At 35.4% G+C, this 15,224-nt stretch carries 15 protein-coding genes and 2 pseudogenes; 1 reads left to right on the top strand and 16 read right to left on the bottom strand.

Translation table 11 applies throughout. The features are described from left to right. Window positions 1–52: 52 nt before the first annotated feature. The 7 genes and pseudogenes from prfB to hpf form a co-directional block, all read right to left on the bottom strand. A protein-coding gene (gene prfB, locus ACFSW4_RS08950) for a peptide chain release factor 2 (RefSeq protein WP_377328769.1) occupies window positions 53–1,157 on the bottom strand; the annotation gives its coding sequence in 2 pieces (ribosomal slippage) (window positions 53–1,084 and window positions 1,086–1,157; 1,104 coding nt in all). 123 nt (window positions 1,158–1,280) lie between these two features. Then, on the bottom strand, window positions 1,281–3,797 hold the full coding sequence (gene secA / locus ACFSW4_RS08955) for a preprotein translocase subunit SecA (RefSeq protein ID WP_377328771.1): 2,517 nt from the start codon (window positions 3,795–3,797) through the stop codon (window positions 1,281–1,283). Window positions 3,798–3,995: 198 nt separating this feature from the next. Further along, window positions 3,996–4,220, bottom strand: coding sequence for a hypothetical protein (locus tag ACFSW4_RS08960; protein ID WP_377328773.1), 225 nt, complete (start codon window positions 4,218–4,220; stop codon window positions 3,996–3,998). 195 nt (window positions 4,221–4,415) lie between these two features. Next, a pseudogene (locus ACFSW4_RS08965) lies at window positions 4,416–4,829 on the bottom strand (cytidine deaminase). A 108-nt stretch (window positions 4,830–4,937) separates the two neighbouring features. Further along, entirely contained in the window at window positions 4,938–5,513 is a 576-nt protein-coding gene (locus tag ACFSW4_RS08970) for a GNAT family N-acetyltransferase (RefSeq protein ID WP_279401277.1), read from the bottom strand. Next, window positions 5,496–5,999 (bottom strand): annotated as a pseudogene (locus ACFSW4_RS08975) (GrpB family protein); the annotation flags it as partial. The gene ACFSW4_RS08970 and the pseudogene ACFSW4_RS08975, both read right to left, overlap by 18 nt. An 80-nt stretch (window positions 6,000–6,079) precedes the next feature. Further along, the gene (hpf, locus tag ACFSW4_RS08980) at window positions 6,080–6,634 is read right to left on the bottom strand and encodes a ribosome hibernation-promoting factor, HPF/YfiA family (protein WP_377328775.1); all 555 of its coding nucleotides are present in this window, start codon (window positions 6,632–6,634) and stop codon (window positions 6,080–6,082) included. 186 nt (window positions 6,635–6,820) lie between these two features. Here hpf and ACFSW4_RS08985 point away from each other — a divergent pair, with 186 nt between their 5' ends. Further along, entirely contained in the window at window positions 6,821–9,286 is a 2,466-nt protein-coding gene (locus ACFSW4_RS08985; protein ID WP_377328777.1) for a YheC/YheD family protein, read from the top strand. A gap of 28 nt (window positions 9,287–9,314) precedes the next feature. Here the strand turns inward: ACFSW4_RS08985 and ACFSW4_RS08990 are convergent, their stop codons facing one another. From ACFSW4_RS08990 to flgL, 9 genes are all read right to left on the bottom strand, one after another. Further along, on the bottom strand, window positions 9,315–9,665 hold the full coding sequence (locus ACFSW4_RS08990) for a flagellar protein FliT (protein ID WP_377328779.1): 351 nt from the start codon (window positions 9,663–9,665) through the stop codon (window positions 9,315–9,317). Between the two features lie 12 nt (window positions 9,666–9,677). Then, entirely contained in the window at window positions 9,678–10,070 is a 393-nt protein-coding gene (gene fliS, locus ACFSW4_RS08995; protein WP_377328781.1) for a flagellar export chaperone FliS, read from the bottom strand. 14 nt (window positions 10,071–10,084) lie between these two features. Then, window positions 10,085–11,575, bottom strand: coding sequence for a flagellar hook-associated protein 2 (locus ACFSW4_RS09000; RefSeq protein WP_377328783.1), 1,491 nt, complete (start codon window positions 11,573–11,575; stop codon window positions 10,085–10,087). Window positions 11,576–11,589: 14 nt separating this feature from the next. Further along, window positions 11,590–11,961 (bottom strand): flagellar protein FlaG, encoded by a 372-nt coding sequence (gene flaG / locus ACFSW4_RS09005; protein ID WP_054751734.1) that lies wholly within the window; start codon window positions 11,959–11,961, stop codon window positions 11,590–11,592. 117 nt (window positions 11,962–12,078) lie between these two features. Further along, window positions 12,079–12,888, bottom strand: coding sequence for a flagellin N-terminal helical domain-containing protein (locus tag ACFSW4_RS09010; RefSeq protein WP_054751736.1), 810 nt, complete (start codon window positions 12,886–12,888; stop codon window positions 12,079–12,081). A gap of 123 nt (window positions 12,889–13,011) precedes the next feature. Further along, window positions 13,012–13,239, bottom strand: a complete 228-nt coding sequence (gene csrA / locus ACFSW4_RS09015; RefSeq protein WP_377328785.1) for a carbon storage regulator CsrA — start codon at window positions 13,237–13,239, stop codon at window positions 13,012–13,014. Then, entirely contained in the window at window positions 13,211–13,672 is a 462-nt protein-coding gene (fliW, locus tag ACFSW4_RS09020) for a flagellar assembly protein FliW (protein ID WP_054751739.1), read from the bottom strand. The genes csrA and fliW overlap by 29 nt, the downstream gene beginning before the upstream one ends. A gap of 17 nt (window positions 13,673–13,689) precedes the next feature. Continuing rightward, entirely contained in the window at window positions 13,690–14,283 is a 594-nt protein-coding gene (locus ACFSW4_RS09025; RefSeq protein WP_054751741.1) for a DUF6470 family protein, read from the bottom strand. A gap of 56 nt (window positions 14,284–14,339) precedes the next feature. Beyond that, window positions 14,340–15,224 (bottom strand): flagellar hook-associated protein FlgL, encoded by an 885-nt coding sequence (gene flgL, locus ACFSW4_RS09030; RefSeq protein WP_377328787.1) that lies wholly within the window; start codon window positions 15,222–15,224, stop codon window positions 14,340–14,342.

The following is a 15,224-nucleotide window of genomic DNA, read 5'->3' on the forward strand; positions in this document are numbered from 1 at the left end:
GGACCTCCTCTTTTGAGATGTTATGGTAATACTCTACCCAATTCTAAATAAATTATCCTTTTACTTTTGATCTTAAAAATGCATCTATAAATGAATCTAAGTCACCATCCATAACTGCTTGAGTATTACCATTTTCTAAATTTGTACGGTGATCTTTCACCATATTATATGGATGGAAAACATAAGACCTAATTTGACTGCCCCAACCAATTTCTTTTTGCTCACCTCGAATTTCATCGAGTTCTTGCTGTTGTCTTTCAATCTCTAGTTGATATAACTTCGACTTTAACATTTTCATTGCTTGTTCTCGGTTTTTTATTTGAGAACGTTCAGATTGACATGTCACAACGACATTGGTTGGCAGGTGTGTAATTCTAACAGCCGAGTCCGTTGTATTGACATGCTGACCACCAGCACCACTAGAACGATAAGTATCAATCTTTAAGTCCTCTGTCTTAACATCAATTTCAACTTCTTCGTTGAACTCCGGCATGACATCACACGATGCAAAGGATGTGTGACGACGTCCCGAAGAATCAAACGGTGAAATTCTAACTAAACGATGCACACCTTTTTCAGCTTTTAAATAGCCAAATGCATTATGGCCTTTAATAAGTAGGGTTACACTTTTAACTCCGGCTTCATCGCCAGGTAAATAATCTAATGTTTCAACCTTAAAACCTTTTTTCTCTCCATAACGTTTATACATTCTAAGTAACATTTCAGCCCAGTCTTGAGATTCTGTCCCGCCCGCTCCTGGGTGAATTTCTAAGATGGCGTTGTTTTTATCATAAGGTTCACTAAGTAAAATCTCTAATTCAAACTCATTAAACTGTTCGGTCACTCGCTGGATTTCCCTATGAAGATCCTCAAACAGCTCTTCGTCTCCTTCTTCTTTCACTAATTCATAGGAAACTTCAAGATTTTCTAAATCCTCTTCGTTTTTATCAAAGCTTTGTACTCGTTCTTTTAGCGCATTGGCTTCATTAATAATTTTTTGCGCTCCACTTGGGTCATCCCAAAATTCGGGAGCTGTCATTTGTTGCTCTAGTTCTGCGATCTTCTCTCGGTCTTCTTCTAAGTCAAAGAGACCCCCTAAAGTCTTCAAGTCTGTTTTGTAGTTTGTTTAATTGATCTTTGATTTCTGATAAATCCATTTCATCACCTCTACTGCATCTGTATCTACTGTTAGTATACCACTTAAGGTCTTGGAAAAAACAACCTATTCTTGACAAATGTATTAAAAATCCTCAGTCTCCGAAAAGACTGAGGATTTTGGTTTAGGCATTTTTACCGTGACAGTTTTTATACTTCTTGCCACTTCCGCAAGGACATGGGTCATTACGACCAATATTCTCTTTCTTAATATAAGGTTTCTTTTTCTTCTCTTCATTTTGACGTCCGCCTGAGACAGCTTTCGTACCAGAGGCAACCTCAACACGCTGCAGGTTATCTCTGATTTGCGCCTTCATCGCATATTTCGAAACTTCTTGTTCGATTTCAGCAATCATCTCTTCGAACATTGAGAAACCTTCCATATTATACTCTTGAAGTGGATCGGTTTGACCGTAAGCACGAAGGTGAATACCTTGGCGCAGCTGATCCATCTGGTCGATGTGATCCATCCATTTAGAATCCACTGTGCGAAGTAAAATCACGCGTTCAAATTCACGCATCTGTTCTTCAGTTAATTCTTCTTCACGTTCATCATATTTTTTATTCACGAGTTCCATAATGAGATCAATAATTTCATCAGGTTCTTTACCTTTTAAATCATTGGCGTTAATCTCATCAGTCTCTAGAATGTTAGCGTGAATGAAATCAACTAATCCATCTAGCTCCCATTTTTCATCGTCTTCATCTTGAGTGTAGGCTTGAACATTACGGGTAACCGTTGAACGAATCATATTTATAATGATCTCTCGTAAATTTTCACTCGTTAACACTTGCTGACGTTGTTCATAGATAATGTCACGCTGCTGTCTTAACACGTCATCATAAGCAAGTAGCTGCTTGCGAGCATCAAAGTTATTTCCCTCAACCCGTTTTTGAGCTGATTCTACAGCACGTGAAACCATTTTACTTTCGATTGGCTGATCATCATCCATGCCAAGTCGGTCCATCATGTTGCGCATGTTATCTGACCCAAAACGGCGCATTAGCTCATCTTCCATCGCAAGATAGAACTGTGACTCACCTGGGTCACCTTGACGACCCGAACGACCACGAAGCTGATTATCAATACGGCGTGATTCATGACGCTCTGTACCAATAACCGCAAGACCGCCTAACTCACGAACACCATCTCCAAGTTTAATATCCGTACCACGACCGGCCATGTTCGTTGCAATCGTTACAGAACCTTTTTGTCCTGCCTCTTGGATAATTTCTGCTTCTCTAAAGTGGTTTTTCGCGTTTAAAACGTTGTGCTTAACGCCAGCTTGTTTTAAGAGTTTAGAGATAATCTCTGAGGTTTCAACCGCAACTGTACCAACTAGCACGGGCTGTCCTTTTTCATAACGTTCTTTAATGTCTTGAACTAACGCTTTATATTTACCTTCAACCGATTTATAAATTAGATCAGAATAATCTTGACGAATAATAGGTTTATTCGTTGGAATCGCAACAACCCTCATATTATAGATGTTACGAAATTCCTCTTCTTCTGTTTTAGCTGTACCTGTCATACCCGCTAATTTATCATACATACGGAAGAAGTTCTGGAACGTAATAGTAGCTAACGTCATACTTTCTTTCTGAATTTGAAGACCTTCTTTAGCCTCAATAGCTTGGTGTAAGCCATCGCTATAACGACGACCCTTCATTAAACGACCTGTAAATTGGTCGACAATGACAACCTCACCATCTTGAACCACATAATCCGTATCACGCTGCATCACCACATGTGCTTTTAAAGCCTGGTTAATATGGTGAGTCAAAGTCACATTATTTAAATCATATAGGTTTTCAATATTAAAATAGTTCTCAGCTTTAGTAATACCAGACTCTGTTAACTGTACATTTCTCGTTTTTTCATCGTACGTGTAATCATCCTCACCGTTTAACGTACGAACAAACGAATCAGCTTGCATGTAATTAGACTGAGAACGCTTTTGAGACCCTGAAATGATTAGCGGAGTCCGCGCCTCATCAATTAAAATTGAGTCAACTTCATCGACAATCGCATAATGTAATGGCCTTTGAACCATTTTTTCCTTATAAAGAACCATGTTGTCACGTAAATAGTCGAATCCAAATTCATTGTTCGTACCATACGTGATGTCACAAGCATACGCTTCACGTTTTTCATCTTTAGATAAATCATTCGTATTTAAACCAACTGTTAAACCTAACCATTCATATAACTGACCCATTTCTTTCGAGTCACGATCAGCTAAATAATCGTTTACCGTAATAATATGAACCCCTTTACCAGTTAAAGCGTTCAAATATGCCGGCATGGTAGATGCTAATGTTTTACCTTCACCAGTCTTCATCTCAGCAATATCACCATGATGAAGCGCAATAGCACCAATTAACTGTACTAGGTAAGGTCTAAGACCTAACACACGCACAGCCGCTTCTCTTACAACGGCATAAGCTTCAACTAATAAATCATCTAATGATTCACCATTTTGATAACGTTCTTTAAACTCATCTGTTTTACGCTGAAGTTCAGAATCAGACAAGAGCTTAATGTCAGACTCTTTTTCTTCTATTTCATTCGCAATTTTTTCAAGTTTTTTAAGCTGTTTTGAATTTCCATCACCAAAAACTTTCGTTAACAATTGCCTCATATAGTCTGCACCTCTAATTCTTCATTTACAATAATCCAAGTATAATGATAACACTAAAAAAACAGAGGTACAATAAAAGGAAATTGTCTAAAACACGCGATTTATGCGCTTATAATAGAAAAAAGAAGGTCAGAACCTTGGAAACTGACCTTCAACAAGACCCAAATAAAGGGGACTATTATGTTTGAGGGTTAATCACTATGACCGGCATTCGGAGGATTGGTTGGGTTCGGAAACAGAGTAAGCATAACTCACCTCTTTTTCCTTTTGGATACTTTGGACTGTTTTCTGCATGACAATAACTTTTTCGTGGGTATGGGCAATCATGCGCATTAACTGCGAGATCAACTCAGCTTGTTGATCCACATATTTTTTCAACTCTGAACAACTGGGGCAGCAAGTTGCTGGAGTCGTATGGTTCACTTTTCAGTCCCCCTTTTGTCTTGTTGATTAAGTTATACCATGACTAAATTATTTGTGTCACACCCCCGAAAATTCGATTTTCTACTAATAAATATTGAAGTTTTAGGTCAGATTATGATGTAGAAATTAGCGATTTGCAGACGAAAATTGAAAAATGATGTTTTTTTAACTTTTTTTAAAGTTTTTTCAGCGTGATTACTCACCAAAAATATCATCGTATGCCTTAGACCAATGATATGGCTGGATCTCCTCAAGTGTCTTAAACACTATTTGACCATCCGTGTTAGTCACTGCCGCCCTCACATCTGCACCCTAGTAGAACAATCTTTCCTGGCAAACACCACAAGGGGTTAATACTTGGAATTCATCATTTTCACTTTCTCTTGCTACACAAACGGAATGTGTCACTTTTGTATGTAATTTATGCGCTTCAAGGATGGCACCCGTTTCAATACATAATTCAGTTGAGGCATTAATCACTTCAGGAGCGACACTAGTTAAAACCTTGCCGTCTTCGGTATACATAGCCGCTGCACCGCCCCACCCAGTAGGGTATCGTTGTTTTATTAAACCAACTGCAGATTCATAGAGTTTTTGTTCAATACTCATTGTTAATTTCTCCTTTTTCATATCACAGTGTTCAGATCTCAGCTTTCTCTTTAAACTTAAGTGGTTCTGGTAATTGGTTAGTCTAATTCTTAGATAAACTAATATTCCTTATCGATATTCGTTAAGTTCTAAACTTTTGTATTCCATCAACCAACAATCTTGGTACACACCTTCATGCAATTCGTGTTCAGGAAGCACCTTCACTTTATCAAAACCACACTTTTCATAACAGCGCAAAGCTCTTGTGTTTCTAACTTGTGGATCCATTACCACCACATCAGCCCCTTTTTTATAAATTAAAAAGCTGACCATTGACGATACAAGCAATGACCCAATACCCTTGTTCCAATAAGTAGGCTCTCCAATGAACTGATCAATTCCATAAACTTTTTGACCCATATAACCATGTTCCTCTATAAATTCATTCTCCGCTTCGTAAAATTGTATGTACCCTATTCTCTTGCCTTTAAATAACACCATGCAACGAACCGTGTCACTATCTTTAATGAAAAAGTTTTCTCGAACTTGTTCTGCATCAAATGATTGGTCTCGATCTTCATAATACTCCAGGACACGATGATCTGACAGCCACTTTGCTAAAGACGGTATATCCATTTGATTTAATGGACGTACTTCTAAGTCACCGTTTTGAAAAAAGGTAGAGTCTTCACCTTTCCATGACAAAGCTCTTTGCTCCAGCCTACTTACGTAATCTTTTTTAGCTGGACTGTAATCGCTTGTGTCATCATATAGAATTGCTAGCTCTTCTTTTAATTGGTTATATGCCGCTACTTCTTCAGGGTGAGACCTTAAATAATCTCGAACGACTAAATGTCTATCTATTTCTGGATGATCATACTGGTAAAAATGAATATGGTGAGTTCTCTCATCTCCACCTTTTCTAAATAGCCTCCTACCTGTAATCCCCCACTCGCCCGCAACATCATAACCTAGTGATGCCATTTCATCATTAAAGTTATCAATATTATCTATTTCTCTCACAATACACATCATGTCAATCACAGGCTTGGCTTTCATACCTTTGACCGACGTACTGCCAAAGTGTTCAATATCGATTATTTCTTGACCAAAAATATTTTTAAGGAATTGTGCTTCATCCCTGAACATTGCTTTCCATTCATCTTTATAATCTGTTAAACGAATTCTCATTTTATCAACTCCCTGTCTCATAAAACGACTTCCACACAGCAAAGCCGCCCCAACACCTGGAGCGGCTTAATAGTCATGTATTAAGTTTCAATCAACCCGTATTTACCATCATTACGCTTATAAACCACGTTTGTTTCACCAGTTTCAGCATTTTCAAATACGAAGAAGTTGTGCCCTAACATATCCATTTGTAAGACTGCTTCCTCTTCATCCATTGGTTTCAAATCAAAACGTTTTTTCTTAACGATTTGGATATCCTCTTCTTCAGCTTCTTCATTAACAGCAACCGCAGCTTCACGCTCTAATTCAGCAAAAACGTGTTTTGGTGCTCCTGCCTGTCTAGCTTTACGATTAACCTTTGTTTTATACTTACGAATTTGTCGTTCTAACTTATCAACCACCAAATCGGTTGCGGCATATAAATCAGCGTGACCTACCTCTGCTCTCAGTAACAAATCCGTCATCGGGATTGTCACCTCGATACGCTGCCCATCATTGTGTACACTCAAGTTCACATTTACATCTGAAGTTGGTGTTGTGTCAAAATAACGTTCCAACTTCCCTATCTTTTTCTCTACATACTCTCGGATCGCATTCGTGACTTCGATGTTTTCTCCTCTGATGTTATAGTTCATATGCATATCCTCCTTTCAAGATATGTAATCTATATTCTACAATACCCGCAAATATCCCTACCTAAACAATAAAAATATTTATAATATTTAGTTAATATTCAGTGCAGATAATAAACTGTTGTATTAACAAATTGAGTTTCATACCGATATAAATATTGTTAATATAAACATAAGGAGTGAGACATTATGAAGTTAGCCGAGCAAGATCAAAATCAATTAATTAATATAGTCGATACATTAGTTGAAGCTTCTGAGCATTTTCTAGCTTTAACAAGAGACAAAAAGTATACGGAAAGCATATATATATTCAGTTCTATTATTGAAGGTTATACGGCTGTTCAAAATATGATTAATAAGGATCAAGAACTAAAACAGAGCTTAAGTACATATGAAAACAAGATTACTAATAACTTCAAAACCATATCAACCACTATCGAAAACAATGAATTGATAAAAACAACTGAAACTTTACAATTTATTTTTATTCCTACCTTAAAAAAATGGAAAAAAGAAATCTTAAGTCTTTTACCTAATGTACATGAGAAAGAATCTATAACAATTGGTGTTTATGAAAATAACATGAACCCTATTGACGCTTATCCTGAGAAACGTGTAAAAGCATTGGTTAGTGAAGCAGAAAAAGCAAATACAAATATCTTTTTCTTTACTTCAAAGGATGTAGATATTGAAAGCGAGCAAATTCACGGTGAGTTCTTTGAAGGTAATCAAAGAAACAAAATGATGTTTCCATTTCCAGATGTTATTCACAATATTTTTCCAAAAACAATCTACCAACAGACATTGATTGAACGTAAACTGAGAAAGAAAATACCTTTTACATCATTTGTGTTTGGAGATAAATTTAATTTACCTAAAAAAATTGTTAAAAACAAAAAATACGCTGAGTTATTAGCTCCATTCAAAGTAGTAGATGAAGAATATATTGTCCATGAATTTTTAAGAGAAAACGAAAAAGCAGTTATAAAACCGATTCGCGGTGCTCGAGGTGAGAACATTTACTTCGTTCAAAAAAAGGGAGATCGTTATAGAGTTACTGAAAGAAAAAACACGGTCATTATGAATAGAGAAAAATTCTCTAATTTAATTCATGAAAAAATTCTACCTAACAATTATATAGTACAAAAATATATTAATGCGCGTACAAAAAATGATGAACCTTTTGACTTTCGTGCTCATATGCAAAAGAATGGTGAAGGCAAATGGCAAATTACTAAAATCTATCCTAGAACCGGCAGCTCCAATAGTATTCAAATTGATCTAATTAAAGGTGGTAACCTTAGAGATACAGAAGAGTTTTTAATAAACGAGTTTGGTGATTCAGAAGGAAAAAAACTTGATAAGAAAATGAAGACTTTAGCTATGGATTTAGCTTTCCATATTGATAAATTACATGGTCTTGCTATTGACGAAATGGGTTTAGATATAGCTATTGATGTAAACAGACGCTTTTGGCTTCACGAGGCAAACGTTGGTCCACAGACTTTTGCACACGAAGAAGAAAGAGCTGCAAATGTGATTGCGTATAGCAGATACCTAGCCAAAAATAGAATATTCCATACAAATCATTTTAATGACAGAAGTTTGTTAAAAAATCAATTTAATGCGAACGAGTCTAATCTAGAATACTTTAAAACAGATGATAAAATAATGTTGGGGATTTTAGGAAACAAAAAACAAGCAGATGATTTCATTTTAACGACAGCATATGTTGCCAATTATGATAATTTAAATTTATTTTATTTCACACCAATTGATGTTGACTATGAAGAAATGCTGATTAGAGGAAAGTTTTTTGAAAATAATAAATGGATTGAAAAAGTCGTAAACTATCCTGACGTTATATATGATTGTCTGAACGGCACAGATAAAAACAATAATATATACGAAGAATTTCAAAGTATACCTATTATGAACGAAACCTATGAATCAGACCTAAATACACTCAATATATATGAAGTATTAGCACAATCTAATTTTCCAAACGAGTACTTATTACCATTCAAATCTGTGGATAAAGTTAAAGAAATTGTTAATTTTATTGAACAAAATAAAAAAGTAACATTACAACCGCGATTTAAGTCAAGTTCTACACAACATTATTATATAGAAAAACTTGAAGCTCTTGAGTATTTAGTTATTGAAAACGGTAATGAAAAAAGGTACAACAAGCTAACATTAGAGCACTTTCTAAAAGAAGCTCTTAAAAAGAACCAGTATTTCGTCATCAATAAATCTCTCAATAATGAGAGTAACAACTTTTTAAAGGTTCAACTAATTAATAACTCTGATAACAAATGGGAAATTGCCAATCTTAGTCCTATCAGTCAAATGGGTGACATTGAATTTGTAACAGAGCTAAACTCAAAAATAAAATCACTTATGGGGATTTCTGATAAACTTGAGAATGAAGTGATAAATACTTCCATTGAAGTGTCAGATATACTCAACGTTGTATTTGAACATTTAACTGAAGTAGAAATTTACTTCGCATTCGATATGAAAAATCAACTCAAAATTAATGACATAAATTTAAATCGTTTAAATATTAATTCTAATGAGTTACAAATCGCAAAAAAGATAATATCAAAAGTCAAATCGATTTCAAGCCAAAAAAACTTAGTCTCATTATAAAATTAACCCAAACGCTATAGCGTTTGGGTTAATTTCTTTTATCAATATAGCTTCCATCTATCCCGTATAGACTTGCATAGGGATTAATATATTTTTTATTCGAAAGCTTCTTTTTTGACATAACACTAATATCTTGCTGAATCGATCCTAGGTATTTAATAACCAAAACCTTTAACTCTTCATCTAGTTTTATAATTTCTTGACCGAGTTGTTTTTCTTCATCTGTGTAAGGTGGATCAATGTCTTTCATTAAACGATCTCTATTTTCAACAAAATTCTCAAAAACTTTAATAAGTTCTTCTCTGTCACTGTGATTTGAACGTCTAAATTTATGCACCATTTGTTGAGTTATACTAAATAATTCTTTAACTTCTGACATTTGCTAAGGCTCCTATCTAGCTTGTGTTTGAAGCTTATTGGCCTTGATTACTTGTTGCCATGTTTCACGAAAACCTTCAACCATACCTTGAACCTCTTTTAATATAGAAGGATCATTTTTAACGTTTGCTTGAGTCAATTGATGATGCATATATTCATATAGTGGCATCAATTGATGAGATATATCATAATCCATATTCAATGTTACCATTAACTCACGGATTATGTCTTGAGCTTTTTGTATATTAGTATTTTTATCTTGTATATTTTCTTCTACTATAGCTTTGTCTGCTAATTTAATGAAACGAATACACCCGCTATATAGTTTGAGTGTTAATTCTTCAGGTGTGGCAGTTGTAACTGAATTTTGTTGATAAGCTATATGAGGTTGTGTTCCATATGCCATAAATAACACTCCTTTTATTGTTGCATTCCACCAAAGGCTTGCATCATATATGATGCTTGTTGATTATACTTTTGCATCGCCTGCTCCATTGCAGTGAACTGTTCCCAATACCTATCCTCTGTTTGTTGCATACGACGTTCAAAGTCTACCATGCGCTCTGCCGTACTCTTTAATTCTCGCCCCATTGTATATTGAAAATCAGTTTGTGCAGGACTGCCTGCACGTTCTTCAATACTATTCATAGTTGTTTCAACTACATCTTCAACACGGTTAAGTATTCCTCGAGAGTTTCCTTCTTCACTATTAGAAAACAATCGGTACACAGCATCAGGGTCTTCCTGTAACTTTTCTCTCAGTTTCGCTTCATCAACTTCCAGCTTACCACCTTCGCGCCAGTTAGAAGTTGTAGTAATTCCAACGTCTATTATACTATTTAAGTCACCATTAGGGTTATCTACTGATCCGTACCATGCAGTACGCATATCAGATACTCCTCGTCTTAAAATCCCATCATTTCTAAGTTCTCCACTTTTAGAACGTTCTTCCCAAAGTTCGATTTCCCTTTCAGACATTTCTTTTTTTTGGTCTTCAGTTAAAGGTGGGTAGTCACGAAACCGCTCTTCTCCAACCTTTTCATTAACAAAATCAATCAATTCATTATACTTTTCGATAAAGCCTTTAATTTTTTCTACTGCTTGATTAGTATCTTTCTGTACAGTAACGTTTACAGGACCATTAGTAGTCTCATTAAAATGCAAAGATAATCCATTAAGTTGATACTCATTGTTATGAGATGTCATATCAATTCCATTATATTGAAAGATAGCATCCTCTCCACCTTGTTCAGTAGTAGAGACATTTAATGAATCAGTAAAGAAAGCTGATAGATTATTAAATTCATTTCCATTTGCATTATAATTACCTGTTTCTGTTCTTTCCATAAATACTCGATTGGAAGTTTGATCATAAAAGGCTCGAACGTCTTCATTTGATTCATCAGATATTCTTGATAGAACATCATTAAGTGAATCACCATCTTCAATTGTAAATGAAACAGATTGAAGTCCATCTTTATTATAATAATCAAAACTAACTTCTTGTCCCACATACTCTTGCCCTAATGCCTGTTCAGCATCATAGCCTTCTCCAAACGTAGTTCCTTCTGGATTTGAGACTCTTATAGCAGCACTAGCTAATTGATTGACATCTAAGGAATAATTTCCTTCTGATGCCTGGTTATTCGCTGAAACAGAAATTGCTTCAGTAGAACTAGAAGCTGTTTTGGACATATAAGTAGAAGACATCCTCATGTCTAAAAATTGAGTCTTAAAATCTAATAGTTTCGTATTAACCTCACGGTATGCATCTCGTTTTTGTGTCAACCATAATTGATTCTGTTCCATCTTCTGTAAGGGTAAGCGTTCTGCCTTCATCAAGTCCTTTACCATTTGATTTATGTCCATACCAGACGCAAAACCAGTCAACCTCATATTGTTATTGATCAATTCTCTCACCTCGTTTAGATTCGTTCATCGACTATAAAACCCATAAATTCTGCCATTGCTGCATAAACATCAAGTAGTTTCTTAGGAGGAATTTCCTTAACTACCTCTTTTGTCTCCTTGTCTACAACTGAGACATAATATCGATCAAGCTTATCATGAAACTCGAAATGTATTGATGTTTTCATGGGTTCGAGAAAATCATTTAATCCTTCTACTAACTCCTCAGCCTTTTCTTTCGTAATATCTTCAATAGGCTGTATTAACTCTCTATTATTTTCTTCCGCCTGCAATGCCGGCCTATAACTTAAGCTGTTAAATTTATGTAATGTCTGTTCGCCCGTGCCCCGCAGGAGTTGAGAATTAGACAAAATGCTTTCTACTTTCATCTACAAACAACTCCTCAATCTATTCTTTATATTTAATATCGGCATAACTTAGTGATTTTTTAGTCCAAAACAAAAAAAGAGACTCTAGATTTACTAGAGTCCCAGACTTATTTCTAATTATCCTAATAATTGTAGTACTGATTGTGGTTGTTGATTTGCCTGAGCTAACATTGATTGAGATGCTTGAGAAAGAATGTTTGCTCTAGTCATTTCCATCATCTCTTTGGCCATGTCAACATCACGAATACGTGATTCTGCCGCAGATAGATTTTCTGAAGAATTGTCTAGATTCGCAATAGTATGCTCTAAGCGGTTTTGAACAGCACCAAGATCTGAACGTTGACCTGAAACCGTATCAATTGCCTCTTGGATTGTTGTAATTGCTTCATCAGCACCTTCTTGCTCTGAGATATCAATCTCGTTTATAGCTAGACCTTCTGCTGACATGTCTCCTACTCCTAATTCAATGCTTTGACCTTCATTTGCACCAATATGGAAATTAACTTCTAATTCACCATCTAATAAAGTTTGAGTGTTAAATTCAGTATCTTGCGAGATACGATCGATTTCTTCTACTAATGCATCCACTTCTTTTTGAAGTTCAGCACGATCTTCATTCGTGTTAGTATCGTTAGCAGACTGAACAGCTAGTTCTCTCATACGTTGAAGGATTGAGTGAGATTCGTTTAATGCGCCTTCTGCTGTTTGAATCATTGAGATACCATCTTGAGCGTTTCGGCTAGCTTGATCTAAACCACGGATTTGTCCACGCATTTTCTCAGAAATTGCTAGACCTGCTGCGTCATCACCAGCACGGTTAATACGTAGACCTGAAGATAATTTTTCCATTGAAGATTGCATTGCGTTTTGGTTAATACCCATTTGACGGTGAGTATTCAACGCTGGAATGTTGTTATTAATAATCATTTAAAATTCCTCCTTGAGTTTTATAATTGCCACATCCTTGTGGCAAGATGAAACAGTCAGAAAGTCGGCCGACATTTGACTGATTATCTTACATGTTTAATATCGGAGGTTTTTTAAAAAGGTTTAGTCGTTTTTTGTATTTTTTAATAAATTTATTGTATCCAATGTCAATTTGCTAGCATTTCGATTTTCTTGTAAGATTTGTTGGTAGATTTCAGACCGATGAATATCAATATGTTTAGGAGCCTCAATGCCGAGTTTAATTTGATCACCATTTACTGACACAACCTTCACTTCAATATCATCACCAATTTGAATTGATTCACCGATTTTCCTTGTGAGTACTAGCATGGTTCGGCTCCCCTCCTTTGATTGGAGATTTAGTCGAATAATTGAATTCTGAAAGCAGTAATTGTTTTCCTTTTTTATGTTTTACATTAATCACGATAGGTCCTTTTAAATTTACAGTAGAACGTTCAAAAGGGTCTTGTACGGTGACAATATTCCATACTTGTACATCATTAGGTTCCTCGATATATAACTGTTGTTTTGTTGACTGATCTAATTTGAATTCATATTTTGCTTCTATCAAGAATGGATTTGTGACTATAAATGCTAGGTTTTCTTGGTTAATCGATTGTAAAACCTTAAATGCTGGATTACCCTCTAAATCTAATAGAACAAACTGCTTGTACTCCTGAAAACCTGGCAGACCATTATCAAATGTTAAAATGTCATCTTTAGTTATTACAATTTCACCGAAGTATAAAGTCGTTAATTTCATAAGTCACCACTTCCTGTCTAAATTTCCATTTCAAAACCTAGGTTCTTATATGTCAAGTTATCAAAATTTATATCAATTTGATTGTCTTGTTGTAAATAAATATCAAGTTTCGATTGTTGATAATCTATTTCAGGTTGATGAGGTGTTGCGTTAATAATTGGCTTATTAGCATTGGCTTCAATTTGAACGTCTCCAGGATCATAATCGAACTTAACAGCAAAGTTAGAGGGAATCCACTTCATTTGAATAGGTTGATAATCATTAAATGAATTATTTTCGGAGATTTGCGCGATAACACCATTTGCACCTTTTTCAATACGCATTAGTTGATCCCCTTCATTCGCTATGCGAGATACACCTTCAGCAGCTTTCTGTTTACCTTCTTGAGCTGCCTCTTTAATCGCCTCAACCGGTCCAACCATGTTTAATTCTTTAAATGCTTGTGACTGGTCTATAGTCAATTTAGATGGTCGCCTATGTATCTTCAAGTTTGCTGGCGGTTGGCTAATGTGTAATTCTGCATGAGGTTGTCGAATTGACAGTTGACCTGGTGTTTTATTCATTCCAATCATAGCCGACTGCTGAGTAATATTTAGTTTTGGTAAATTCATATTAATCACCGCATTTAAGAAAAGCTATCTGTCGTTGAACAGATAGCTTTTATCCATTATCTTAGAAAATCCATTAACGTTGGTTGTATAATTCGAGCACCAGCTGATAGTGACGAACGATAGATGCTTTCCTGCATTTTTAGGTTCATAATAACCTCTTCCATATGAGCATCTTCATTTTCTGACATAATCTTATTGGTCGATATTTCTTGTTGGCTTAATCTAGTCTCAAGTAGATCAACACGATTCATTCGTGCACCCAAATCAGCGCGTTCATTTAATAAATCATTTGTATGAGAATCAATGACATTTAAGTACTCATCAAAATTATCACCTGACATATCCGGGTTTTGTAATCCTTCAACGAGATTATTTAGCTCTGTAAATAGATCTTCACTGAAAGCATTTGATGGATTAATGTTTGCTTTTATTTGAATCCCTTCTGACACTTCTATCATAACCGCCTCATCATTTTTAGGATTTGCGATTAATTCACCGTCATCTGTAAAACGAGCTTCTAGCGTATTCGTTCCATTAAAAATGTACTTATTATTGACTTTAGTATTCGCAAGGTCAATTAAGTGATTTTTAATCTGATCAACTTCTTTAGACATGCTTTCGCGCTGCTCTTCTTCATATGTATCATTACTGGCTTGGACGATAATTTCTCTAACCCGACTTAGTGCTTGACCTGATTGATTCATCGTTTCATCCGAGGTTTCCATCCAATTGCGTAGTTCACCCATATTTCGATCAAACTGTTCTACTTTCCCAAGCTCTGACCGATAATTAATTCCACGCATTGCTACTACTGGATCGTCCGATGGGCGGTTAATTTTTTTACCTGTTGAAAGCTGTTCCATATATTTATCCATTTGTGCATAGTTATTTCTTAAATTATTTAACAGACTATTATTCATCATATTTTGTGTTATTCTCAT

The organism is Piscibacillus salipiscarius, from assembly GCF_042685285.1.
Lineage (GTDB): Bacteria > Bacillota > Bacilli > Bacillales > Alkalibacillaceae > Piscibacillus > Piscibacillus salipiscarius.

Bases quoted from the DNA above. Each gene is read 5' to 3' on its own strand.
- secA (WP_377328771.1), bottom strand. From the start codon at position 3,797: ATGAGGCAATTGTTAACGAAAGTTTTTGGTGATGGAAATTCAAAACAG.
- hpf (WP_377328775.1), bottom strand. From the start codon at position 6,634: ATGAACTATAACATCAGAGGAGAAAACATCGAAGTCACGAATGCGATC.
- ACFSW4_RS08985 (WP_377328777.1), top strand. From the start codon at position 6,821: ATGAAGTTAGCCGAGCAAGATCAAAATCAATTAATTAATATAGTCGAT.
- ACFSW4_RS08990 (WP_377328779.1), bottom strand. From the start codon at position 9,665: ATGTCAGAAGTTAAAGAATTATTTAGTATAACTCAACAAATGGTGCAT.
- fliS (WP_377328781.1), bottom strand. From the start codon at position 10,070: ATGGCATATGGAACACAACCTCATATAGCTTATCAACAAAATTCAGTT.
- flaG (WP_054751734.1), bottom strand. From the start codon at position 11,961: ATGAAAGTAGAAAGCATTTTGTCTAATTCTCAACTCCTGCGGGGCACG.
- ACFSW4_RS09010 (WP_054751736.1), bottom strand. From the start codon at position 12,888: ATGATTATTAATAACAACATTCCAGCGTTGAATACTCACCGTCAAATG.
- csrA (WP_377328785.1), bottom strand. From the start codon at position 13,239: ATGCTAGTACTCACAAGGAAAATCGGTGAATCAATTCAAATTGGTGAT.
- fliW (WP_054751739.1), bottom strand. From the start codon at position 13,672: ATGAAATTAACGACTTTATACTTCGGTGAAATTGTAATAACTAAAGAT.
- ACFSW4_RS09025 (WP_054751741.1), bottom strand. From the start codon at position 14,283: ATGAATTTACCAAAACTAAATATTACTCAGCAGTCGGCTATGATTGGA.
- flgL (WP_377328787.1), bottom strand. From the start codon at position 15,224: ATGAGAATAACACAAAATATGATGAATAATAGTCTGTTAAATAATTTA.